The sequence below is a fragment of the Salipiger mangrovisoli genome, from assembly GCF_015223355.1.
Taxonomy (GTDB): domain Bacteria; phylum Pseudomonadota; class Alphaproteobacteria; order Rhodobacterales; family Rhodobacteraceae; genus Salipiger; species Salipiger mangrovisoli.
This window is the reverse complement of the sequence record NZ_JADFFK010000013.1, coordinates 169,586-193,153: the sequence shown is the minus strand read 5'-3', so window position 1 is coordinate 193,153 and position 23,568 is coordinate 169,586. Positions and strand designations below refer to the sequence as shown.

Below are 23,568 nucleotides of genomic sequence, written 5' to 3'. Positions count from 1 at the left end.
TCCCGTCAGGCGGGACGGACCGCGGCTGCCGGGCTCAGCCCCAGCAGAGGTTCTTGCCTTCCTCGACCGAGATCGACTCCACGCCCTCGACCGGCTGGTCGGTCACCAGCTTCACGCCGGTGTCGAAGAAGTTCTTGCCCTCGGTCGCCTCGGGCTTGGAGCCGTCCTTGGCAAAGGCGGCGATCGCCTCGATGCCCTTGGACGCCATGAGCAGCGGGTACTGCTGCGAGGTCGCGCCGATCACCCCGTCGGCGATGTTCTGCACGCCGGGGCAGCCACCGTCGACCGAGACGATGAGCACGTCATTCTCGCGCCCGATGGCCTTCAGCGCCTCATAGGCACCGGCGGCGGCGGGCTCGTTGATCGTGTAGACCACATTGATCATTGGATCGGTGGCGAGCAGGTTCTCCATCGCCTTGCGGCCGCCCTCCTCGTTGCCCTGGGTCACGTCATGGCCGACGATGCGGCTGTCGCTCTCGTCGCCCCATTTGTTCGGGTCTGCCAGATCGATGCCGAAGCCCTGCATGAAGCCCTGGTCGCGCAGCACGCCGACAGTGGGCTGGCTGACGTCGAGATCGAGGAAGGCCACACGCGCGTCCGCCGCGGCATCTCCGAGCTTGGCCTTGGCCCATTGCCCGATCAGGTCACCCGCAAGGAAGTTGTCGGTGGCAAAGGTCATGTCGGCGGCGTCGATCGGATCGAGCGGCGTGTCGAGCGCGATCACCAGGATCCCCGCGTCGCGTGCCTGCTGCACCGAGGGCACGATCGCCGAGGTGCTCGACGCGGTGATCAGGATGCCGTCCGCCCCGTTGGCGATGCAGGTCTCGATCGCGGCCACCTGGCTCTCGTTGTCGCCATCGACCTTGCCGGCGTAAGAGTTGAGCGTCATGCCCAGTTCCTCGGCCTTTGCCGCTGCACCCTCGCGCATCTTCACGAAGAACGGGTTGGTGTCCGTCTTGGTGATCAGGCAGGCACTGCCGCCGTCCTGCGCCTGAGCGCCGAGGGTCGATGCAAGCAGCGCAAACGCGCTGACGGAAATCAGCTTCTTCATGGGGTCTCCTCCTCCCTAACGTGTCACGGGCCAGCGCGGCGGCCGTGCCCTGGAACCCTCCGTCCTCCAACGGATTGCCCACTTTGATACTGGCGATTCTGACCTTGCGTCAATAAATAAATAAAATTGATTTATTAACCGCAGCGAGTAGTCTGGGCATCGTCGGCACGGGGGAGACGGCATGGACGTTCGGGAGGTCGGACAGGAGATCAGGAAACTCAGCGACGGCGCCAACCAGCTTGGCGTGCGGGCGCACAACGAGCGTCTGATCCTGTCGATGATCCAGCGCCACGGCGCGCTTCCCGGCAGCGACATCGCCAAGCATTCCGGGCTTTCGGCGCAGACGGTCTCGAACATCCTGCGCAAACTCGAATCCGAGGAGTTCCTGCTGCGCCGCGAACCGCAGCGCGGCCGGGTCGGCAAACCCTCGGTGCCGATGACGCTGAACCCCGACGCGGCCCTCTCTTTCGGGTTGAAGATCGGCCGCCGCTCGGCCGATCTGGTGGTGATGAACCTGCTCGGCGAGGTCTTGGGCGGATCGCAGGCCACATATCCCTACCCGATGCCCGCCGAGATCTTCGCCTATCTCGAGGCGGGCATGGACAAGCTGGCGCGCGGGCTCTCTGCCTACCAGCGCGAGCGGCTCTGCGGCATCGGCATCGCCGCCCCTTCCGAGATCTGGAGCTGGACCGAGGTGCTCGGCGCGCCCATCGACTTCAGCATCTGGTCGAAGATCGACGTCACCGCCGAGGTCGCGAAGATCAGCGACCTGCCGCTCTTCACCGAGAACGACGGCACCGCCGCCTGCCGCGCCGAGCATGTCTTCGGCCGCGGCCGAGAGTTCACCGATTACGCCTACTTCTTCATCGGATCCTTCATCGGCGGCGGCTTGGTGCTGAATTCAAGCGTCACGGTGGGCGCCAACAACAACGCCGGGGCCTTCGGCTCGCTGCGCGTTCCCGCCCCCGGCGGCGGCGAGCTGCCGCTGATCGACGCCGCCTCGCTGCACCCTCTCGAGGCCGCCATTGCCGCGGACGGGCTCGACACCACGGCGCTCTGGACCCAGCCGCAGGACTGGCGCGCCTTCGAGCGGCAGATCGACCCCTGGGTCGCGCGCACCGGCGACGCGCTGGCCCATGCGATCCGCTCGATCGGCTCGGTGATGGATTTCGAGGTGGCGCTGATCGACGGCGCGATGCCCGCCGAGGTGCGCGCGCGCGTGGTCGCGCGCACCCGCGAAGCACTGACCCGGCTCGACACCCGCGGCATGCTGCCGCCGCGCCCGGAAGAGGCTCGCGTCGGTGCCAACGCCCGCGCGCTCGGTGCGGGATGCGCGCCGATCTACGCGCAGTATTTCTTCCAGTAACCGCGCCGCCCGCCGGATGCCGCGCCCTTCGGGGCAGAAATCTGCCAGCGCCGGGGCGAAGTTTCGCGATGAATTTTCAGTCACCTGCGGCTTCGGCGCTTGCCCAAGGCATCTTGCTTGCCCATGGTTCGGACACTCAGGGACAGGCCCGGCCTGCCCCTGGTGCGAAAGTATTTTCGGGAGGACCATCATGATCAGAACTTTCGGGCTCGGCGCGTTGATCGCCGGCAGCCTCGCCGTCACCGCGCCCGCCGCGATGGCAACGGAATTCGTCAACGTGCTGACCGGCGGCACCTCGGGCGTCTACTACCCGCTCGGCGTTGCGCTGGCCGACATCTATGCCAAGAACATCCCCGACTCGCGCACCCAGGTGCAGTCCACCAAGGCCTCGGTCGAGAACCTGAACCTGCTGCAGCAGGGCCGCGGCGAGATCGGCTTCGCGCTCGGCGACTCCGTCAAGGACGCCTATGAGGGCAACGCCGACGTCGGCTTCGACAAGCCGCTCGACAAGCTGCGCGCCATCGCCGCGATCTATCCCAACTACATCCAGATCGCTGCCTCGGCCGATGCCGGCGTGAGCACCGCGACCGAACTGGCCGGGAAATCCGTGTCGGTCGGCGCCGCCAAGTCCGGCACCGAGGTCAACGCCCGCAAGATCCTCGGCGCGCTCGGCATGAGCTACGACGACCTGGGCAAGGTCGAATACCTGCCCTTCGCCGAATCCGTGGAACTGATGAAGAACCGCCAGCTCGACGCCACGCTGCAAAGCTCGGGCCTCGGTTCGGCGGCGCTGAAGGACCTGTCCTCGACGCAGGACGTGACCTACGTGTCGATCCCCGCGGAAGTGGCCGACACGCTCGGCGCGCCCTACGCGGCAGGCGTGATCCCCGCCGGCACCTACCCGGGCCAGGACGCCGACATCCCGACGCTGGCAATCACCAACATCCTCGTCACCAGCACCGACGTGTCGGACGAGCTGGCCTACGAGATGACCAAGCTGCTGTTCGAACACCTCGACCAGATGAAGGCCGCCCATGCGGCCGCCGGTGCCATCGACATCAAGGACGCGGTCAAGAACTCGCCGATCCCGCTGCATCCGGGTGCCGAGAAGTACTACAAGGAACAGGGTCTGCTCTGAGCGGACCCACGCGGCGGCCCGGCTCCGGCCGGGCGGCCTGCACGACGGGAGGATAACATGACCGGACACAACGCGGCCGACCACGGCCGGGCCGAGCAACTGGCCGAACTTCACGACCCGCTGGCCTCGAGCTTCCCGCCGGGCCTGACCGGGCGCTTCCTCTTCTGGCTGGCGGTCGCCTTCTCGCTCTACCAGATTTCCATCGCCGCCCATGTCATCGACCTGCCGAGCCAGGTGATGCGCGCGGTGCACGTCGGCTTCCTGATGGCGCTCGGCTTTCCGCTGCTCGCGCTGGGTCGCGGCTTCGCCGCGCCGCTGCGCACGCTGTGCTGGCTGTTTGCCGCCGCCGGGGTCGCGGTCGCGGCCTACCAATGGATCGAATACACGCCGCTGCTGATGCGCGCGGGCGATCCGACGCTGACCGACCTCGTCTTCGGCTGCATCGCCGTGGCCACCGTGTTCATCGCCGCCTGGATGCTGATGGGCCCGGCCCTGCCGATCATCTGCGGCCTGTTCCTGTGCTATGCGCTCTTCGGCCAGCACCTGCCCGCGCCCTTCGATCACCGCGGCTACGCCTTCGAGCAGGTGGTCGAGCAGATCGCCTATGGCACCGAGGGCATCTACGGCATCCCGACCTATGTCTCGGCGACCTACATCTTCCTCTTCATCCTCTTCGGCTCGTTCCTCGAGAAGGCAGGGATGATCAAGCTCTTCACCGACGTCTCGCTGGGCCTCGTCGGGCACCGCATGGGCGGCGCCGCCAAGGTCTCGGTGCTGTCCTCGGGCCTGATGGGCACCATCTCCGGCTCGGGCGTCGCCAACGTGGTGACCACCGGCCAGTTCACCATTCCGCTGATGAAGCGCTTCGGCTACCGCCCGGCCTTCGCCGGCGGCGTCGAGGCAACCTCGTCCATGGGCGGGCAGATCATGCCGCCGGTCATGGGTGCCGTCGCCTTCATCATGGCCGAGACGCTGGGCGTGCAATACATCGAGGTGGTCAAGGCCGCCCTCGTGCCCGCCATCCTCTACTTCGCCGGGGCGTTCTGGATGGTCCACCTCGAGGCGGGCAAGCGCGACCTGCGCGGCCTCTCCGCCGCAGAGATGCCCTCGGCCCGCAAGGCGCTGAAGGAAGGCTGGTACCTGATCCTGCCGCTCGCCGTGCTGGTCTGGCTGCTGTTCTCGGGCTACACGCCGCTCTTTGCCGGGACCATCGGGCTTGCCCTCACGGGCATGCTGATCCTTGGCGCCGCGATCGCCATGGGCATGTCCTCGACCGGCGTGCGGGTGATCTTCTGGATCGTGCTCGGGCTCGCGGCCTCGGCCTTCTTCAAGTTCGGGATCAACGCGCTCTTGCTGGTGCTGGCGCTGCTCATCGTCGCCTGCGCCGCCTTCAAGGGCGGCCGCGAGACGCTGGCGGTCTGCCGCGACAGCCTCGCCGACGGCGCCAAGACCGCGCTGCCGGTCGGCATCGCCTGCGCCCTCGTCGGCGTGATCATCGGCGTGATGACCCTGACCGGCGCGGCCAACACCTTCGGCCAGTTCATCGTCTCGGTCGGGCAGAACAGCCTGTTCCTCAGCCTCGTGCTGACGATGATCACCTGCATCATCCTCGGCATGGGCATCCCGACGATCCCCAACTACATCATCACCTCGTCGATCGCCGGCCCGGCGCTGCTCGACCTCGGCGTGCCGCTCATCGTCAGCCACATGTTCGTCTTCTACTTCGGCATCCTCGCGGATCTGACGCCGCCGGTCGCGCTGGCCTGCTTCGCCGCCGCGCCGATCGCCAAGGAAAGCGGGCTGAAGATCAGCTTCGAGGCCATCAAGGTCGCCGCCGCGGGCTTCGTCGTGCCCTTCATGGCGGTCTACACCCCGGCGCTGATGCTGCAGGACGGCGGCGCGCTGGCGGGGGCCATCGGCTACTGGCCCGCGGTCGCCTACATCGTGGTCAAGGCACTGATCGCCCTCGCGCTCTGGGGCGCCAGCGTCATCGGCTGGCTCGGTCGCCCGCTGGCGGTCTGGGAACGGCTGGTCGCCGTCGCCGCCTCCTTCACGCTGGTCGCCGCGCTGCCGGTGACCGACGAGATCGGCTTTGCGCTGGCGGTGGTCTTCGGACTGCTGGTCTGGCGGCGCAAGGCCCCGGTGGGCGCATGACCGGCTGCCTGATGGCGGGGGCGATGATGCTCGCCCTCGCCGACGGTGCCAGCTTCACGCTGGAATGGACGCACTCGGTCGAGCGCCAGGAATGGCGCGAAAGCTGGGAGGTCACTCAGGATCACCGCCTGCACCTGACCGGGGCGGCGGTGAAGGGCTCGGGCGCCGGCATGGAGCCCGGCCCCGGCGGCCACTTTGAAGACGGCTGGTGGGTCTGGACCCCGGACCTGCCGCCGGTGCCTTCGCTCACCCTCGCCGCCTCGGGTGAAACCCCCTCGGCCTGGACGCTCTGCGGCGCGGACTGCACCGAGCTCGGTGCCACCTCGGGCCAGCCGGTGCAGGTGGCGCCCTGCCCCGACGCGGGCTGATGGCCCGCAGGCGCGCCCTCCTGCGCCGCCTCCGCCCCGCATGGCGGCAGCGGCTCCTGCTGGTCACGCTCGGCGCGCTGCTCTGCGCCGCGCTCGCCTGGCAGGTGGTGATGGGACAGATCCGCCAGGGGCTCGAGCAGAGCCTGCTGGTCAGCCACCGCGCCCTGCAGACCGAGATCGACCGCTTCCGTTACCTGCCGCGCGTCGCCGGAGAGGATGCCCGCATCCATGCGGCGCTGAACGCGCCCGCCGACGCAGACGACATCGATGCCGCCAACCGCTATCTCCAGAAGATTGCCGCGCAGACCGGCTCGGGGCGGCTTTACCTGCTGAACCCGGCGGGGGTCACCATCGCCGCCTCGAACTGGGCCGAGCCCGACAGCTACGTCGGCCATGACTACAGCTTCCGCCCCTATTTCACCGATGCCCGCGCCAGCGGCAGCGGCGCGGTCTATGCCATCGGCGTGACCACCGGCGAGCCCGGTTACTTCATCTCCGCCCGGGTGGACGACCCCGATCTCGGCGTGCATGGCGTCATGGTGGTGAAGATCGACCTGCGGCCGCTCGAACAGGCTTGGGCCGAGACCGGGCAGCATCTCGCGGTCACCGACCGCGACGAGGTGGTCTTCCTGTCCTCGGTGCCGGCCTGGCGCTACCGCCCGCTCACGCCGTTGCCCGCGGCCACGCTCGAGCGGCTCGACACCTCGCGGCTTTACGCCCGCAGCGATCTCGACGGCGCGGCGCCGCTGCTGCCGAAGGGCGCGACGCTGCGGATCGACGGCAAGGGCCGCGCCACCACGCTGCGCGGAACGCCCTTCGAAAACGGCTGGCGCCTGCTCGCCGCCACGCCGCTCTGGCCCGCCCGCGCGGCGGCGCTCGGCACCGCGGCGCTGGTCCTGCTCGCCGGGCTGCTCGGGCTGGGGCTTGCCGACATGCGGCGGCACCGCCAGCGCCTCATCGCCCTGCGCCTGCGCCAGACCGAGGTGATGGAGCGCAAGGTCCGCCAGCGCACCGCCGAGCTGGCCCGCGAGGTCGAGGCCCGCGCCCGCGTCGAATCCGACCTGCGCGCCACGCAGGCCACCCTGGTGCAATCCGAGAAGATGGCCGCGCTCGGCCGCATGTCCGCGGCCATCGTGCACGAGGTGAGCCAGCCGCTCGCCGCGATGGAAGCCACGCTGACCGCCGCCGAATTCGGCCTGTCGCACGCGCCCGAGAAGACCGCGGCGCGCCTGCAATCGGCGCGCGGGTTGATCCGCCGGATGCAGCGGATGACCCAGCACCTCAAGAATTTCTCGCGCCGCGAGGTGGCACCGCTGTCGCCGGTCTCCGCGGTGGATGTCGCCCGATCGGCGCTCGCGCTGGCCAAGCCGCGGGCCGATGCCGCCGGTGTGGCGTTGCACTGCGCCGCGCCCGCCGATGCGCCCATGGTTCACGCCGGTCACGCCCGGCTCGAGCAGGTTCTGGTCAACCTGCTCCACAACGCCATCGAGGCGGTCGACCCCGGTCAGGGCGAGGTCACGCTGTCCATCGAGCGCAGCGCGGCAGAGGTCACCCTGCGGGTCACCGACAATGGCCCCGGCATCTCTCCCGAGGTGCTGCCGCGCGTCGCCGAACCCTTCTTTTCCACCAAGATCGGCGGCGAGGGACTGGGCCTCGGGCTTGCGATCTGCTTCGAGGTGGTCCAGCAATTCGGCGGGCGGCTCGACATTCGCTCGAACCCCGGTGCGGGGGCCGATATCGCGGTGACCCTTCCGCTGCTCACACAGCACGACCAACGAGAGGCCGCAGAATGAGCCCGCTGATCCATGTGGTCGAGGATGACCGCGACCACCGCCTCGCCCTCTGCGACCTGATCGAAGCGGCGGGCTATCGCGCCGAAGCCTTCGCGGACGGGAGGGCCGCGCTGGCCGCCGGTACGCGCCCCGATCTCATCCTGACCGACCTCAGGATGCCCGGCATGGACGGGCAGCAGCTGCTCGAAGCCGCGCGCCAGCGCGATCCCGATTGCCCGGTGGTGCTGATCTCGGGTCACGGTGACCTGGCGCAGGCGGTGCAGGCGATGCGCGCCGGGGCCGAGGACTTCCTCGAAAAGCCCTATGACGGGATGCACCTGCTGACGGTGATCGAGCGCGCCCTGCGCACCCGTGCCGCGCGCGCCGAGATCGGCCGCCTCCAGGACCGCATCATCCGTCGCGACGAGGGCGGTCTGCTCGGCCAGTCCGCCGCCATGTCGGCGCTGCGCGCGCGCATCGCCGCGATCGGCCCCACCGATCTCGACGTTGTGATCACCGGCGAGACCGGCACCGGCAAGGAACTCGTCGCCCGTGCCCTGCACGCGGCCAGCCCGCGCGCCGCCGCGCCCTTCGTGGCGGTGAATTGCGCGGCCCTGCCCGAAAGCCTTTTCGAGATAGAGGTCTTCGGCCATGTGGCCGGGGCCTTTCCCGGTGCGCAGGACAAGCCCGGCAAGCTCGAGGCAGCCTCGGGCGGCACGTTGATGCTCGACGAGACCGAGGCCATGCCCGCCGCGATCCAGCCCAAGCTGCTGCGCGCGCTGCAGGAGCGCGCCGTCGAGCGGTTGGGCGAGAACCGCCTGCGTCCCCTCGATCTGCGCATCATCGCGACCTCGAAGACCGACCTGCGCCAGCTCACCCTCGACGGCAGCTTCCGCGCCGATCTGTTCTACCGCCTCGCCGGGGCCGAACTCGCGGTCGAGCCGCTGCGCGGGCTCGGCGAGGACATCGCGCTCTTGTTCAGCCATTACGCCAGCCTTGCCGCGGCGCGCTACGGCCGCGATCTGCCCGCCATCGACTACGCGCTGAAACAGCGGCTGCTGCGCCGCCCCTGGCCCGGCAACGTGCGCGAGCTGAAGGCGCTGGCCGAACGCTTCGCGCTTGGCCTCGACATCGCCGAGGACGCCGCCGCGCCCCTTGGCGAGCCGGAAAGCCTTGCCGCCCGCGTTGCCGCCTTCGAGGCGCGCGAGATCCGCCTCGCGCTCGAACGCTGCCGCGGCAACACCGAGCGCACCGCCAAGGCACTGGGAATGGCGCGGCGGACGCTCAACGACAAGATCAGCCGCTACGGCATCCGGGTCTGATCCCGCAGCGCCACAGGCGCGCCCATGCATCTGCCCTCTTGCCAAATCGCGGCGCTGTGATCATGCCATGCGGATGCAAAAGCCCGACGCCCCCACCACCGCCCCCACCGCCGCGCCGCAGGCCGACCGCCCGCTTCTGGGCGCGCTGCTCATGCTCGGCTTCTGCGCCACCGCACCGCTGATCGACGTCGGCTCGAAACTCGCCACGCGCAGCCTGCCGGTCGCCGAGATCACCGTGGCGCGCTTCGTCGTGCAGGGGGTGCTGATGGTGGCGCTGGCGATGATCCTGCGCATCCGCCTGCGGCTCACCCCGCGCGAGCTGGTGCTCACCATCGCGCGCGCGGCGCTGTCGCTGATCGCCACGATCGGCTTCGTCGGGGCGATGGTCCGCATGCCGATCGCCGATGCGCTGGCAATCGCCCAGATCGAACCCTTCGTGCTGATGTTCCTCGGCTGGGCGCTGCTCGGCGAAAGCGTCGGCCCGCGCCGGATCCTCGCCTCCATCGTCGGCTTCGGCGGCGCGCTCCTCGTGGTCCAGCCCGGACTGGCCAGCCACGGCGTCGCCGCGATCCTGCCGCTGATCACCGCCTTTGCCTTCGCCGGCTACATGCTGGTGACGCGCCAGCTCCGCAGCCTCGCGCCGGTGGCACAGCAGGCGACCACGGCCATCGCCGCGGTGATCCTCGGGCTGCCCTTCCTGTGGATCCTCCCGGACAGCCTCGGCGGCGGCGCGGTCTGGCCACATGGCGCGGCCTGGGCCTATCTCGGCGGCATGGGCGTCGCGGCAACGCTCTCGCACATCTTCCTGACCTACGCGCTGCGCCTTGCTCCCTCGGCACTGATCGCCCCGCTCGGCTATGTCGAGCTGGCCTCGGCGACGCTGCTCGGCTGGCTGGTCTTCGGCGATTTCCCCGCGCCGATGGTCTGGGCCGGGATCGCGCTCATCGTCGGATCGGGGCTTTATCTCATCCACCGAGAGCAGCTGGCGCACCGCCGCCCGAAGCTGCCGGTCACCCCCGCCGCCGCGACCACGCCCGCCGCCACCGCGCCGCAGGCGGCGCGCCCGCGCAAGGCAGGCTGACCTCGGTCGCCCCCTTCGCGGAGGGGGCGACCCCCGCCTCAGACCATGCCGCGCCGGGGCAGGAAGGCCGCCAGCAGGCCAAGCGCCGGCAGCACCGCGCAGACCTGGAAGACAAGGCTGATCCCGACGCTGTCGGCGAGCAGCCCCAGCGCCGCCGCGGCGATCCCGGCCACCCCGAAGGCGGCGCCGAAGAACAGCCCGGCGACGGTGCCAATCCGGCCCGGCACCAGCTCCTGTGCGAAGACGATGATCGCCGGAAGCGCCGAGGCCAGCACCACGCCGATCAGCACCGACAGCACCCCGGTCCAGAACAGCGAGGCATAGGGCAGCAGCAGGGTCAGCGGCAGCACCCCCAGGATCGACACCCAGATCACGCTGCGCCGCCCGATGCGGTCGCCCACCGGCCCGCCGATCACCGTGCCGAAGGCCACCGCGACGAGGAACAGGAACAGCATCTTCTGCGCCCCCGCCGGCGTCAGCCCGAAGCGCTCGATCAGGAAGAAGGTGTAGTAGCTGATCATCGAGGCCATGTAGACCTGCTTGGAAAAGAGCAGCGCCAGCAGCACCACGATCGCAAGCTGCACCCGCCGTCTCGGCAGCCCGTGCCCCTCGGGTGCCGGGCGCCGCGCGGCCGCCTTGCGCTCCCTGGCGTGCCAGCGGCTGACCCCGATCAGGATCGCCATGCCGACCAGCGCCAGCGCGGCGAAGATCCCCACCGAACCGCGACCCAGCGGCACGATGATCAGCGCCGCCAGCAGCGGGCCGATCGCGGTGCCGAAATTGCCGCCGACCTGGAAGGCCGACTGCGCCAGCCCGAACCGCCCCCCCGAGGCCGCCCGCGCCACGCGCGAGGCCTCGGGGTGGAAGATCGACGAGCCGATGCCGATCAGCCCGGCGCCGCCGATCAGCAGCGCGTAGCTCGGGGCGACCGACAGCAGCAGCAGGCCGACCATCGTCACCCCCATCCCGATCGGCAGCGCCCAGGGAAAGGGATGCCGGTCGGTGGCCATGCCGACCAGCGGCTGCAGCAGCGAGGCGGTGACCTGGAACACCAGCGTCAACAGGCCGATATGCCAGAAATCCAGCGAGAACTCGGTTTTCAGCAAGGGGTAGATCGCCGCCAGCACGGATTGCATCAGGTCGTTCGTCAGATGGCACAGGCTGATCGCGGCCAGGATGACGTAAGTGGTCCGGGCCTCGGTGCGCGGCGCGGCATGGATCGGGGAGATGGTCATGGACAGGTCCTTTCATCCCTCGTTTACCCGATTGCCCGGCGCGGTCTTTCGTGGTTCAGACATTTATCTTCGCGATCGGGCCACAGCGCTCACCCGCACGGAGGCGGCCATGTCCCCTGACGACCACACGAGCCTCTTCGAACGTCTTGCCCGGGCCGAGTCGCTGCGCGCGCCGGTCAGCGGCATCGCGTCGGACTACCCCGGTGCCACGCGGATTCCGCGCCACAGCCACGGCCGGCACCAGCTCATGCATGCGATCTCGGGCACGCTGCACGTGCTCACCGACCGCGGCAGCTGGCTCGTCCCGCCCGACAGCGCGCTGTGGATGCCGGCGACGCTCGAGCACGAGGTCACCACCTTCGGCACGGTCCGCCTCCGGTCGGTCTACCTCGACCCCGGCGTCACCGACATTTCGCTGGACCGCCCCGAGGTGCTGCGCGTCAGCCCGCTGGTGCAGGCGCTGATCGTCGAGATCGTGGCGCTCGAGACCATCGAGGAGCCCTCCGCGCGCAGCGCCTTGCTGCTGCATCTGCTGCTGGTCGAGATCGCCCGCATGGAGCGCCAGCCGCTCGCGCTTCCCCTGCCCCGGCATCCGCGCCTGCGCAGGCTCTGCCGCGCCTTTCTCGAAACCCCCACCGCACATCTGTCTCTCGACGATTGGGCGTGCGAGGCAGCCATGAGCCGGAGGGGCCTGACCCGGCATTTCCGCGAGGAAACCGGGCTCTCGCCGGGGCGCTGGCGTCAGCACGCCTGCGTGCTCCACGCGCTCCCGAAACTGCTTGCCGGGGCTTCGGTGACCACCGTCGCGCTCGATCTCGGCTATGACAGCGCCGCCGCCTTCACCACGATGTTCCGCCGCATCCTCGGAGAACCACCGAGGCGCTTCCGCGCCGCGTGAGGCGGGAGGCAAGGACCACCCGACGTCCCATGCAGGAAACGCAAGGCAGCTTTGCGTAGCGGAAGCTTGTGCTGCGCCGCAGCATCACCTATCTAGGGATCACGGCACGGCGACGTGCCAAGGAATTTGCCGGGCTCTCCCCTCCTCCCTGAGCCCCGCATTTAAGCGGCGACCCCTCTCCTCCTCCCTGGGGTCGCCGCGCTCCTCCCCCCCCAATCTCCCATCGTCCGTACCGTTGTAGACGCGCCCCGCCACCGTTTGCGCCTTGCCGCCCGCTGGCCGAAGAAATCCGCGCACGCCGCTCAATCGCGGTGCGGCCAGCTCTTCGGGCCTGCCGTCATCCACGGGTAGGCCGCCTCGGCGAATCGCCGCCCCGCCTCGGTCGCATCCGGGCTGCGTTTCGCCACCGCGGCAGTCAGCCCCTCCAACAGCCCCAGGATCGCCGTCGACGACGGCAACTGCCCGCCCTGCGCAGGCGGCACGAACAGGCTGGTGCGGGCAATCGCCGCCAGTGGCGAGGCCAGCGTGTCGGTCACCGCCAGCACCGGGATCCCCGCCTCGGCCGCGAAATTCGCGATGCGCAGCGTGTCGGTGTAGTAATGCGGAAAGGCGATGGCGATCACCAGGTCCTCGGGCCCGAAGTCGAAGATCTCGCGGATCGCGCCGATCGAGCCGCCGCCGTTGCTGGCGGTGGTGGCGCGGCAGCCGATCATCGACAGGTCGATGGCAAAAATCCCCGCCAGATGCGCGGCCAGATCGAAGCCTGCGACGTGAATCCGCCGCGCCGATGTAACAAGGGTTACCGCCCGCTCCAGATCCTCCTGGGTCAGCGCCGCCGAGGTCCGGCGCAGGCTCTCGGCATCTGCGGCCAGCGACATGTGCATCGCACCCAGCGGCCCCTCATGCTCCTGCAACTCCTGCTCGAAGCGGTCATAGGGCTCGAACAGCAGCTCGAAGCCGCGGATCAGCTCGGCCTTGAATTCGGCGTAGCCCTCAAAACCAAGCGCGGTGGCGAAGCGGTTCGCCGTCGCCACCGACACGCCGACCTGCGCCACGGCGTCATGGATGTTCAGCCGCGCCACCCGCAGCGGCGCGCGGCGCACCAGCTCGGCGAACTGGCGCTGCGCCGCGGTCAGCTCGGGATAGGCCTCTTGGATGCGCCGCGCGACCGAGGTCTGGGCCGGAAGCCCGTATTGCGCCTGACTCTTGCTCATTTTCTCAGCACCCCCGACCGTCCTGCCGACCCCGGTGTAACAAATAGCACATTCTTCTTGGACCGATGTAAATTTTATCGCACTCATCGCGGCAGATGTAGCCTCAGTTACGGGACACCAGCAGATCATGACAACTTTCTCCGACGTCTCTCGCCGTTCTTTCCTCGCCGGTGGTACCGCACTGCTCGGCACCGCCGCCCTGCCGCGTCTCGGCGCCGCGCAGGACCTCGTGCCGCTGACCACCGCGCTCGGCTGGATCCCCAACGCCGAATACGCCGGCCTGTGGATGGCGCTGGAGAATGGCTATTTCGCCGAAGAGGGCATCGAGGGCCGCTACACCCCAGGCGGTCCCAACGCGCCCGGCGTGCTGGTGCAGCTGGCCGCGGACCAATGCGATTTCGCCGGCGGCGACTGGATCCCCTTCCTCGAGGCGCGCGCCCGCGGCAACGACTTCATCGTGCTCGGCTGCAACTACCCCACCAGCCCCTCGGCGATCATGTCGATGTCCGGAAACCCGGTGCTGAAACCCGAGGACATCATCGGCAAGCGCATCCTGTCGCAGATGCCCGCCGACGCCAACACGCTGAACTTCGTGCTGGAAAAGGCCGGGCTGGAGCAGAACCAGTTCGAGCTGGTGCCCACCGGCTTCTCGCCCGAGCCGCTGCTGGCGGGAGACGGCGATGCCTACATGGCCTATGCCACCAACCAGCCGATCACATTCGAGCACATGGGCCTGACCGAGGGCGCGGATTTCCACGTCACCCTGTTCAGCGATCTCGGCTACACCGTGCCCGGTGCGCCGCTCGTCGCCCGCCGGTCCTTCGTCGAGGAGAACCGCGACCTGGTGGTGCGCTACCTGCGCGCGCTGACCCGCGGCTGGGTGCAGAACGGCAAGGATCCGGCCGAGGGCGCCAAGCTCGCGGTCGAGAAATACGGCGCCGATTTCGGCCTCGATCTTGCCCAGCAGACCCGCCAGAGCGAGCTTGGCCAGCCGCTGGTCACCGCCCCCGGCGGCCCCGGCCCGTTCTGGTTCGACGTCGCGCTGGTGGAAAGCTCGGTCGCGCCGGTCGCCGCCGCTGCGGGCATCGAGGCCCCGGTGGTCGCCTCCGAACTTGTCGATCTCGGCCCGCTGGAAGAAGCGCTCGCCTCGCTCTGACGGGGCGCGCCCCCTCTGACGCACATCGGCCATGGGAGCGCATCGCCCCCATGGCCTCTCGTCCCTGCCGCCCCGGAGTCCGCATGCCCCAGGCCATACCCGATGCCATCCGCCTCGACGGCGTGTCGAAATCCTTCCGCCTCGATGACGGCAAGACCGTCACAGCGCTGGAAGGCATCGACCTCGGCCTGCGCGAAGGTGAATTCGTCGCCGTGCTCGGCCCCTCGGGCTGCGGCAAGAGCACGGTGCTGCGGCTGATCGCCGGGCTCGAGACCGCCAGCACCGGCGCGGTGCGCATCGAGGGCCGCGCCCCCTCCGAACTGGCCGCCGCACACCGGCTTGGCGTCGCCTTCCAGGACCACGCCTTGCTGCCCTGGCTCTCGGTCGCGCAGAACATCGCCCTGCCCTACCGCGTCGCCGGGTCCAAGGTCGACCACGCCCGCGTCGATGCGCTGATCGAGCTGGTCGGGCTCACCGGCTTCCGCGACGCGCGGCCGAGCCAGCTTTCGGGCGGCATGCGCCAGCGCGCCTCGATCGCCCGCGCCCTCGTGCTCGATCCGGACGTGCTGCTGCTCGACGAGCCCTTCGGCGCGCTCGACGCGGTCACCCGGCGGCACATGAACGTCGAGCTTCAGCGGATCTGGGGCACCCGCACCCTGACCACCCTGCTGGTCACCCATTCCGTCGACGAGGCGATCTTCCTCGCCGACCGCATCATCGTCATGACCGGCCGCCCCGGCCGCATCCTGCGCGAGGTCACCGTGCCCTTCCCGCGCCCGCGCGATCCGTCGGTGCTGCGCACGCCGGAGTTCCACGCGCTGGTCGACGAGCTGACGCTGGCGCTCGACCCCGAAGAGGCCGCGCTGTGACACCCCGCGCGCGCCTGCACCGCTACGGCCCGCCCCTGTTGGGCATTTTTCTCTTCTGCCTAGCGTGGCAGTTGATCGGCACCTACCGCCTCGCCGGGCTCACCTGGCCGCCGCTCACGGCGGTGCTGGCCTATCTCGCCGATCCCGCGCACCACCAGCTTCTCGGGCGGGCGGCGCGCACCACCTTCGCCGCCGTGACCCTGGGCTACCTCACCGGCACCGGCATCGGCCTCGCGCTGGCGCTGCTCACCCGGCTCTTCCGGCCTGCACGGGCCGGGATCGACCGCCTCGTGGCGCTGGTACACGCCACGCCCGCCATCGCCCTTGCCCCGGTCTTCATGATCCTGATGAGCCGCGAGACCATCCCGGTCGCCATCTCGGCGCTGGCGGTCACCTACCTGATCTACGTCGCCGCCACCTCGGGGCTCGAGGCCACCAAGGCCGCGCACGCCGATCTCTTCCGCACCCTTGGCGCGCGCCCCCTGACCGCCTTCTGGCGGCTCGAACTGCCCTCGGCCCTGCCCGCGCTCGCCTCGGGGCTGAAGCTGGCGGTGCCGGTCTCCTTCATGGGGGCCATCGTCGGCGAATGGTTCGGCGCGTCGCGCGGGCTCGGCCTGCTGATGATCTCGGCGATGCAGAACTTCCAGATCCCGCTGCTCTGGGCCGCCGTGCTGCTGACCACGCTGACCTCGCTGATCCTCTACGGGCTGCTCGGGCTCTTCGAGGCGGCCGTGCACCGGAGGTTCCGATGACCCGGCTCTCGCAATTCCTCGCCCGCAACTGGGCGGTGCTCCTGCTGCTCGCGCTCTGGCAGGGCTGGGTCAGCCTCGCCGATCTCAATTCCATCGTGCTGCCCGCCCCCTGGCCGGTGCTGCGCGACGTGCTGTCCCATCCCGCGCTCTATCTTGCCAATGCCGCGCAGACGCTGGCCACCGCCACGGCGGGCGTCGCAATCGGCCTCGGGTTCGGCGCGCTGGTCGCCGTGGCGGCCTGGGCCTCGCGGCTGCTGGCGGGAATGCTGACGCCGCTCGGGCTGATCTTCTCCTCGGTGCCGGTGGTCGCGCTGATCCCGATCCTGGCGCGACTTCTGGGCTACGACATCTCGACCGTCGTCGCCATCGTCGCCGTCTCGGCCTTCTTCCCGACCTTCGTCTTCGTCGGCGCGGGGCTGAAGGACCTGCCGCGCGGTGCCGATGACCTCTTCAGCGTGCTCGGCGCCAGCCGCGCAGCGCGGCTGCGCCACCTCGTGCTGCCCGCCGCGGTCCCGAACCTGATGATCGCGCTGCGCATCACCGTCCCCGAGGGCGTGCTCGCCGCCATCCTCGCCGAGTTCCTCATGGGCCGCAGCGGCCTTGGCTTCATGTTCCGCGAGGCGGCGAGCCGCTTCGCCATGGAACGCGCGCTCGGCACCTCGCTGGTGGTGACCGTCGCCGCCGTTCTCTGCTTTTCCCTTGCGCACCGGGCCGAACGCGTCATCAGGACGCGCTGGTCGTAAGCGCCGTACAACCCGGAGTGATCCATGATCAACGTACACCAACCCCCCGATCCCTGGCAGCGCACCACCACCGAGCACGGCTTTGCCGCCGATGACGTGATCTCGGCCCTTCAGAAAAGCCTGCGCCGCGGCATGCTGGAAAACGCCATCCTGCTCGGCTGGGAGATGTTCCTCACCAGCCCAGAGATGGAAGAGATGATGTGGTCCCGCCTCTGTGTCATCGCGGTCGAGGATGTCGGCACCGGCAACCCGCAGCTGCCCGTGCTGGTCGAGACGCTCTACCAGCAGCACAAGCGCTACCCCCGCCCCACCGGCGACCGCTTCCTCTTTGCCGCCCATGCCATCCGCATGATCTCGGGCAGCGAGAAAGAACGCACCTCGGACGACTTGGTGAACTGGGCGCGCCGCTCGGTGGAACTGGGCGAGCGCCTGCCCGAGATCCCCGACGTGGCGCTCGACATGCACACGCTGAAGGGCCAGCAGATGGGCCGGGACTACCGCTTCTTCATGGAAGAGGCGTCGAAGGTGATCCCCGAGAAGGCCGACAAGGACCAGACCTGGAAGACCTGGATCCTCGCCGCGCTGGATGCGGGGAAGCTCAAGTGACCCCGACGCATAAGGTCTATATCGCCGGGCCCGACGTTTTCTTCCGCAATGCGTCAGAGGTGATGCAGACCAAGGGCGAAATGGCGCAGGCCTACGGCTTTCATCCCTCGACGCTGGCCGAGGACGGCGACGCGCTCGGCGGCGACACCCCCTTCGCCTTCGGCCTGTCGATCGGGCTGGCGAACGAGAGGATGATGGACGAAAGCGATTTCATCATCGCCAATCTGACGCCCTTCCGGGGCATCTCGGCGGATGTCGGCACCGCCTTCGAGGTCGGCTACATGCGCGCGCAGGGCAAGCCCTGCTTTGCCTATTCCAATACTGCGCGCGACTATTACAGCCGGCTGACCGAGGACTACTATTCGGGCGGCCCCTTCGAGGCAGACGGCGAGGTCACCCGCGCCACCGACGGGCTGATGATCGAGAACCACGGCATGCGCGACAACCTGATGCTCGACACCGCTGTCGATCAGTCAGGGGGGGCTTTTGTCGCCGAGGACGCCGCGGGCGAAGACCGGCTGGGCGATCTCGCGGCCTTTCGCGCGGTGCTGATCCGGGCGCGGGCCTATTTCGACGCAAAGGCCTGAGCCCCACCGCACGACCTCACGTCTCGGGGCCTGCCACGCGGGCCCCGTTTCCAAGCCGCAGGCCGGTGCGCCCCCGGCGCCGCGGCAAGCGCGGGGCGGGCTCCGCTCAGTTCCGACTCAGCAGGCGCAGCAGGATGTGGCGGTCGTGATCCTGCCCCCCGAAGAACACCGCGAGAATGCGCAGCTCCTCGCCCAGATCGTCCACCTCGAAATAGAAAATCGCGCGATCCTTGGTGACATGGCGCGTCGCCGCCCCCAGCTCGGGCCGCAGCGTGCCCTGATGCGGCGCGCGGCCAAGCCCCTCCATCGCGTCCAGAATCGCCCGGATGCGCCGCGCCGCCATGTCATGGGCGGTCTCGGCCGTTTCCCCCAGCGACTCGGCGCTCTCGGCGACGAAATCGAAGATCAGCTCCAGATCCTGCTCGACCGCCGCCGCGCGCAGTACCTTATAGGCCACGCAGGCCCCGCTTGCGGGCGATCATTGCCTCGGCCGCGTCGCGGCCCTCGGTCAACGTCACAAAGGTGCCCCCCCGCCGCTCGTCGAGCAGCCGCCGCAGCGCCTCGGCCTGATCGCTTTCCTGACGCATCAGTTCCAGCCCATGCTGCAAGGCCGCGCTCACCGAGGGGAATCGCCCGTCGCGGACCAGGCTGCGCACGTAGGCGTCCTGCGCTTCGGTCAGGGAAATGGAGGATTTGACGCTCATATCGGCCCCGCTTGTACTACTGGGTAGTATATATGCCCTGCGGCTTGCCGGTCAATGCTGTGGCACTTCGGCCCTCATCCCACTGATGCATGTGGAAAACTTCTTGCGCGACTCGCAGCCCTCCGGCAATAGTCACGAAAAAGAGCCGGAACACGCCAAAAACCGTGAACACGACACGACGAACAGGCAGCCCGGCAAAACAAGGTTCAGGTCGCAAGGCCAGAGGCAAGACAGAGCAGGATACCGGCGTATGCAGGATATCACCGAAGACGAAGACCTGAACACGGTCATTCGCGATCATTCCGAACGGCTGACCGCGCAGCTTCATGCGCAGGCGGAAAGCCTTTTTCCGCCCGACGCGTCCAAGGAGATGCGCAAATTCACCTCGGGCGAGGCCGCGGCCCTGCTTGGCGTCAATGATTCCTACCTGCGCAAGCTGCACCTCGACGGCAAGGGCCCCTCGCCCGAGCTGAGCCCCGGCAACCGCCGGCACTATTCGGTGCACGACATGCAGGAGCTGCGCATCCTGCTGGAAAAGACCGCGCGCAAGCCCGGTGACTACCTGCCCGGCCGCCGTCTCGCCCCCGAGGGCAGCGCAGAGAAATACCTCGATCACCTGCAGGTCATCGGCGTGATGAACTTCAAGGGCGGCTCCGGCAAGACCACCAGCTCGGCCCATCTCGCGCAGCGCCTCGCCCTGCTGGGCTACCGGGTGCTGGCCATCGACCTCGACCCCCAGGCCTCGTTCACCGCGCTGCACGGCGTGCAGCCCGAGTTCGACCTGCTGGACGGCGGCACGCTCTACGACGCGATCCGCTACGAAGACCCGGTGCCGATCACCGATGTCATCCGGCCCACCTACATCCCCGGCCTCGACCTCATCCCCGGCAACCTCGAGCTGATGGAATTCGAGCACGAGACCCCCCGCGCGCTGGCGCAGGGCAACGCCGGGCTGTTCTTCTTCCGCGTCAAGGACGCGCTGGCGCAGGTCGACGACCGCTACGACGTGGTGGTCATCGACTGCCCGCCGCAGCTCGGCTTCCTGACCATGTCGGCACTTTCGGCCGCCACAGGCGTGCTGGTCACCATCCACCCAGAGATGCTCGACGTCATGTCCATGTCGCAGTTCCTGCGGATGACCGCCGACCTCATGGACGTGATCGCCGAAAGCGGCGCCAACATGAAACACGACTGGATGCGCTACCTGCTCACCCGCTACGAGCCCACCGACGCGCCGCAGAACCGCATCGTCGCCTTCCTGCGCACGATGTACGGCGACAAGGTGCTGAACGCGCCGATGCTGAAATCCACCGCGATTTCCGACGCCGGGCTGACCAAGCAGACGCTCTACGAGGTGGACCGCGGCGCCTTCACCCGCGCCACCTACGACCGCGCGCTCGAAAGCCTCAACGCGGTGAACGACGAGATCGCCGCCCTGATCCAGAAGACATGGGGACGCACATGAGCGACACCCGCAAGAAACGCATGTCCATGCTCGACAGCCTTGCCTCCGCCGGTGTGCAGGGCGCGTCGCCGATGATGACCACGAACCGCGCGCTGCGCTCGGCGCGCGATGCGGTCGATACGCACCGTATCTGGGAGCTCGATCCGTCGCAGATCGACGACACGCGCACCCGCGACCGTCTCGATCCCAATGACGTCATCGACCTGCGCGACGCGATCGAGGCCAATGGCCAGACCGTGCCGATCCTGGTGCGCCGCAACCCCGAACAGGACGGGCGCTACCTGCTCGTCTACGGCCGCCGCCGGCTCGAGGCGATCCGCAGTTCCGACAAGGTCGAGAAGGTCCGCGCCCTGGTCGCCACGCTCGACGAGCGCGACGCGGTCACCGCCCAGATCTCCGAGAACATGGCGCGCCGCGACCTGTCTTTCATAGAAAAAGCGCTTTTTGCCAAAGAGTTGGTGGATTCCGGCTTCGGCAACCAAAGCCAGGTCGCCGAGGTTCTGACGGTCACCAAGTCGTCGATTTCCATGGCGCTTTCGGTGGCCGAGACGATTGGCCGCGATCTGGCGCAGGCGATCGGCGCGGCGCATGGCATCGGCCGTCCGCGCTGGGAAGCGCTGGCCCGCGCGATCGAAGAGACCGGCGCCGACCGCGAAGAACTGGCGCAGCTCGCCGACGACATCCATACCGCGGCGGAAGTCGCGCTGGTGAGCGGCGAGACCGTCCCCGACGATGTCTCGCTTGCCGCCTTCGAGGCGGTCGCCGGCCATCTCGCCCCCTCCCCTGCCCGCGCCCCGGCGCGCAAGGCAGAGACCGCACAAAAACCGCGGCGGCAGTCGCTTCTGGTCGGAGGCCGCAGGGCTGGCACGCTCAAGCGTACCCCCAAGGGCCTCAGCATCGATCTCGACGACCCCAGGTTCGCCGATTGGATCGAGTCGGAGGCACAAGCCGTCATCGAAGAGCTTCACGCCCGCTGGAAACGCGGCGCGGAAGACTGAGCAGTCAACGATAACAAAGAGATAGGAGGCACGAGCCCGACAAAGAAAGAGCCCCGCAAAGCTTTCGCTCCACGAGACCCTGACTTGTTCTTAGCACCCTCAAGGTAGTGTCCGGAGCCAACATCCGCAAGTCGAAATAGATTTGCGGCACGGGTATTTCTTGTCTTCGTGAATGAAAAACATGGGTTACACCCCCATCACGCCTTTTGGGCGAACGGCTGAGGCCGTCCTGGCATCTGTCAGGGCACGTCCACAGGCCGCCGATGCCCCCTGCCCGATCGACAAATGGCTGATTCTCCGCAACCTCACCGCGGCACGGAAAGCCTTCGATCTGTCGGATCGCGATATCACCCTGCTTCAGGCGCTGCTCAGTTTCCACCAGGACGCGCAGCTTGAGCCCTTCAGGTCGCTGGTCATCCACCCCTCGAACGAAACGATCTGCGCCCGCGCGGGAGGCATGGCAAACTCGACCATGCGCCGCCACCTGTCCCGGCTTGTCGCGGCCGGTCTGCTGATCCGCCGTGACAGCCCGAACGGCAAGCGCTACGCCCGCCGCGTGGAAGGCGCGAAGATCGCCTTCGGCTTCGACCTCAGCCCGCTGCTGCACCGCGCCTCCGAGATTGCCGAGCGCGCAGAAGAGGCCCGCGCGCAGGACGCCCGCATCAAGGCGCTGCGCGAAACCGCCAGCCTGCTGCGTCGCGACCTCGCAGCCCTCGCGGACCTGGGTCGTATCGAGTACCCCGATGGCCCCTGGGACGCCCTCTCCGATCTTGCGCGGCTTGCGGCCCGCGACCTGCGCCGCAAGCTCGATGCCGAGACTCTCGAACAGATCGAGGCCACCCTGCGCGAGGCCCTGGCACGCACTGCCCGCTTCTTCGATCTCGACACGACAGAAATGAGCAGCAGCGCCGCTCAGGATGAGCAGCACCAACAGAAGTCACTAAAAGAATCCTTAGACTCTGAACGGGCCGCGAAAGACTCGTTCACCGCTGACGCAGAGTCTGATCCCTGTCCCGGTGTTGCCGAGGAAATTGCCGAGAAACCGGCAGCGCCTCCCCCACCCTTGCGCCTCGTCCTCGGCACCTGCTCCGAGATCGCCGTGTTCACAGCCGATCCGATCCACGACTGGACGAGCCTGATCCGCGCCGCAGAAAAAATCAGGCCAATGACCGGCATTTCAGACTCTGCCTGGCAGGCTGCGAAGGCCGCGATGGGTCTCGAACAGGCCTCGGCGACTCTATGCGCGATGCTGCAGCGCTTCTCCGAGATCCGAAACCCCGGAGGCTATCTGCGCCATCTGACCCGAAAGGCCCGCGAGGGCAGCTTCTCTTCGACGCGGATGGTCATGGCCCTCGACCGCCGTGCCGCCTGAGGGTTCACAGCTGTGAACTGGCGGCTGCGAACTCTTCCCCGAAGACGCTCTCGACTTCCCGGCACTTTCCCCGGATACCTGTGAAAAATTGAGGATTCGACGCATGGACACGACACCCCGCACCGCCGCAGCCCTGAGCACCTACCTTGAGGGGCAGAAATTCGGCTGCGTCCTCGCCGAAATTCCCTGGCGCCTGCCGGAGCGCGATGCTGCTGGCACGATGAGCCTCGACGACATCCTTGCCCTGCCCGTTGCCGACCATCTCGAAGATCGGGCGCATTGCTACCTCTGGGTGCCGAACGCTCTGCTGCCCGAGGGGATGAAAGTCCTTGCCGCCTGGGGCTTCAAGTACACGAGCAACATCATCTGGCAGAAATCGGCGACCGACGAGGCGCAGGTGGCCTCCGATGAGACCGACGCTTTCGACGACATCACCGAGGTTCTGCTCTTTGGTATCCGCGGCAAGAACGTCCGTACGCTGGCCCCGGCGCGCAGTACGGTGAACTTCATTGCGCCCGGTCCGGTCAGCGTGCCCGGCGGCAAGCCGCTCGCGCAGTACCGGATCATTGAAAGCTGCAGCTGGGGTCCGTTCCTCGAACTCTTCGGTCATGCCCCGCGCGAGGGGTGGACGGTCTGGGAAGATCGGGCCGCACGGGTCGCGATCAGCGCCTGATCGCGAAGGTTTCCCTGGACGGCCGTGCGCTGCGTCCAGGGAAA

Annotated in this window: 23 protein-coding genes; 18 read left to right on the top strand and 5 right to left on the bottom strand. The window is 68.5% G+C overall.

The window, feature by feature from the left end; genetic code table 11:
• Positions 1 to 34 precede the first annotated feature (34 nt).
• Positions 35 to 1,051: a sugar ABC transporter substrate-binding protein gene (locus IQ782_RS17825; RefSeq protein ID WP_194136019.1), complete on the bottom strand. Its 1,017-nt coding sequence runs from the start codon at positions 1,049 to 1,051 to the stop codon at positions 35 to 37.
• A 181-nt stretch (positions 1,052 to 1,232) separates the two neighbouring features.
• Between IQ782_RS17825 and IQ782_RS17820 the strand changes: the two genes are divergently transcribed.
• The 7 genes from IQ782_RS17820 to IQ782_RS17790 all read left to right on the top strand — a co-directional run bounded on the left by IQ782_RS17820 (position 1,233) and on the right by IQ782_RS17790 (position 10,252).
• On the top strand, positions 1,233 to 2,417 hold the full coding sequence (locus IQ782_RS17820) for an ROK family transcriptional regulator (protein ID WP_194136018.1): 1,185 nt from the start codon (positions 1,233 to 1,235) through the stop codon (positions 2,415 to 2,417).
• Between the two features lie 190 nt (positions 2,418 to 2,607).
• Complete coding sequence (locus IQ782_RS17815; RefSeq protein WP_194136017.1) at positions 2,608 to 3,555, top strand: TAXI family TRAP transporter solute-binding subunit; 948 nt, start codon at positions 2,608 to 2,610, stop codon at positions 3,553 to 3,555.
• A gap of 57 nt (positions 3,556 to 3,612) precedes the next feature.
• A complete protein-coding gene (locus IQ782_RS17810; RefSeq protein ID WP_194136016.1) occupies positions 3,613 to 5,709 on the top strand; it encodes a TRAP transporter permease in 2,097 nt (698 codons plus the stop codon).
• Entirely contained in the window at positions 5,706 to 6,077 is a 372-nt protein-coding gene (locus IQ782_RS17805; protein ID WP_194136015.1) for a DUF1850 domain-containing protein, read from the top strand. Before IQ782_RS17810 ends, IQ782_RS17805 begins: the two co-directional genes overlap by 4 nt.
• Positions 6,077 to 7,870: a sensor histidine kinase gene (locus IQ782_RS17800; protein ID WP_194136014.1), complete on the top strand. Its 1,794-nt coding sequence runs from the start codon at positions 6,077 to 6,079 to the stop codon at positions 7,868 to 7,870. The genes IQ782_RS17805 and IQ782_RS17800 overlap by 1 nt, the downstream gene beginning before the upstream one ends.
• Positions 7,867 to 9,171: a sigma-54-dependent transcriptional regulator gene (locus tag IQ782_RS17795; RefSeq protein WP_194136013.1), complete on the top strand. Its 1,305-nt coding sequence runs from the start codon at positions 7,867 to 7,869 to the stop codon at positions 9,169 to 9,171. Before IQ782_RS17800 ends, IQ782_RS17795 begins: the two co-directional genes overlap by 4 nt.
• Before the next feature lie 67 nt (positions 9,172 to 9,238).
• A complete protein-coding gene (locus IQ782_RS17790) occupies positions 9,239 to 10,252 on the top strand; it encodes a DMT family transporter (RefSeq protein ID WP_240989368.1) in 1,014 nt (337 codons plus the stop codon).
• Positions 10,253 to 10,290: 38 nt separating this feature from the next.
• Here the strand turns inward: IQ782_RS17790 and IQ782_RS17785 are convergent, their stop codons facing one another.
• Positions 10,291 to 11,487 carry an MFS transporter gene (locus tag IQ782_RS17785; RefSeq protein WP_194136012.1) on the bottom strand — a complete coding sequence of 399 codons (1,197 nt, stop codon included), beginning with the start codon at positions 11,485 to 11,487 and terminating at the stop codon, positions 10,291 to 10,293.
• A gap of 109 nt (positions 11,488 to 11,596) precedes the next feature.
• Between IQ782_RS17785 and IQ782_RS17780 the strand changes: the two genes are divergently transcribed.
• Positions 11,597 to 12,385, top strand: coding sequence for an AraC family transcriptional regulator (locus IQ782_RS17780; RefSeq protein WP_194136011.1), 789 nt, complete (start codon positions 11,597 to 11,599; stop codon positions 12,383 to 12,385).
• Positions 12,386 to 12,687: 302 nt separating this feature from the next.
• Here IQ782_RS17780 and IQ782_RS17775 read toward each other — a convergent pair whose 3' ends face one another.
• A complete protein-coding gene (locus IQ782_RS17775) occupies positions 12,688 to 13,599 on the bottom strand; it encodes a MurR/RpiR family transcriptional regulator (RefSeq protein ID WP_194136010.1) in 912 nt (303 codons plus the stop codon).
• A gap of 127 nt (positions 13,600 to 13,726) precedes the next feature.
• On the opposite strand from IQ782_RS17775, the gene IQ782_RS17770 reads away from it, so the two are divergent.
• The 6 genes from IQ782_RS17770 (at position 13,727) to IQ782_RS17745 (ending at position 18,312) form a co-directional block, all read left to right on the top strand.
• On the top strand, positions 13,727 to 14,755 hold the full coding sequence (locus IQ782_RS17770; protein ID WP_194136009.1) for an ABC transporter substrate-binding protein: 1,029 nt from the start codon (positions 13,727 to 13,729) through the stop codon (positions 14,753 to 14,755).
• 83 nt (positions 14,756 to 14,838) lie between these two features.
• Complete coding sequence (locus tag IQ782_RS17765; RefSeq protein WP_194136008.1) at positions 14,839 to 15,624, top strand: ABC transporter ATP-binding protein; 786 nt, start codon at positions 14,839 to 14,841, stop codon at positions 15,622 to 15,624.
• On the top strand, positions 15,621 to 16,376 hold the full coding sequence (locus IQ782_RS17760; protein ID WP_194136007.1) for an ABC transporter permease subunit: 756 nt from the start codon (positions 15,621 to 15,623) through the stop codon (positions 16,374 to 16,376). The genes IQ782_RS17765 and IQ782_RS17760 overlap by 4 nt, the downstream gene beginning before the upstream one ends.
• Complete coding sequence (locus tag IQ782_RS17755; protein ID WP_194136006.1) at positions 16,373 to 17,119, top strand: ABC transporter permease; 747 nt, start codon at positions 16,373 to 16,375, stop codon at positions 17,117 to 17,119. Before IQ782_RS17760 ends, IQ782_RS17755 begins: the two co-directional genes overlap by 4 nt.
• Positions 17,120 to 17,143: 24 nt before the next feature.
• Entirely contained in the window at positions 17,144 to 17,725 is a 582-nt protein-coding gene (locus tag IQ782_RS17750) for an AAA family ATPase (RefSeq protein ID WP_194136005.1), read from the top strand.
• Positions 17,722 to 18,312, top strand: a complete 591-nt coding sequence (locus IQ782_RS17745) for a nucleoside 2-deoxyribosyltransferase (RefSeq protein ID WP_194136004.1) — start codon at positions 17,722 to 17,724, stop codon at positions 18,310 to 18,312. The genes IQ782_RS17750 and IQ782_RS17745 overlap by 4 nt, the downstream gene beginning before the upstream one ends.
• Positions 18,313 to 18,418: 106 nt before the next feature.
• Here the strand turns inward: IQ782_RS17745 and IQ782_RS17740 are convergent, their stop codons facing one another.
• Both IQ782_RS17740 and IQ782_RS17735 read right to left on the bottom strand, forming a co-directional pair.
• Positions 18,419 to 18,769, bottom strand: coding sequence for a type II toxin-antitoxin system RelE/ParE family toxin (locus tag IQ782_RS17740; protein ID WP_194136003.1), 351 nt, complete (start codon positions 18,767 to 18,769; stop codon positions 18,419 to 18,421).
• Positions 18,759 to 19,016, bottom strand: coding sequence for a ribbon-helix-helix domain-containing protein (locus tag IQ782_RS17735; protein WP_194136002.1), 258 nt, complete (start codon positions 19,014 to 19,016; stop codon positions 18,759 to 18,761). The genes IQ782_RS17740 and IQ782_RS17735 overlap by 11 nt, the downstream gene beginning before the upstream one ends.
• 250 nt (positions 19,017 to 19,266) lie before the next feature.
• On the opposite strand from IQ782_RS17735, the gene repA reads away from it, so the two are divergent.
• The 4 genes from repA (at position 19,267) to IQ782_RS17715 (ending at position 23,524) form a co-directional block, all read left to right on the top strand.
• Positions 19,267 to 20,481, top strand: a complete 1,215-nt coding sequence (gene repA / locus IQ782_RS17730; RefSeq protein WP_194136001.1) for a plasmid partitioning protein RepA — start codon at positions 19,267 to 19,269, stop codon at positions 20,479 to 20,481.
• Positions 20,478 to 21,479: a plasmid partitioning protein RepB gene (repB, locus tag IQ782_RS17725; RefSeq protein WP_194136000.1), complete on the top strand. Its 1,002-nt coding sequence runs from the start codon at positions 20,478 to 20,480 to the stop codon at positions 21,477 to 21,479. Before repA ends, repB begins: the two co-directional genes overlap by 4 nt.
• Before the next feature lie 181 nt (positions 21,480 to 21,660).
• Complete coding sequence (repC, locus tag IQ782_RS17720) at positions 21,661 to 22,851, top strand: plasmid replication protein RepC (RefSeq protein WP_194135999.1); 1,191 nt, start codon at positions 21,661 to 21,663, stop codon at positions 22,849 to 22,851.
• Positions 22,852 to 22,954: 103 nt separating this feature from the next.
• The gene (locus IQ782_RS17715) at positions 22,955 to 23,524 is read left to right on the top strand and encodes an MT-A70 family methyltransferase (protein ID WP_194135998.1); all 570 of its coding nucleotides are present in this window, start codon (positions 22,955 to 22,957) and stop codon (positions 23,522 to 23,524) included.
• The last annotated feature ends 44 nt before the right edge of the window (positions 23,525 to 23,568 follow it).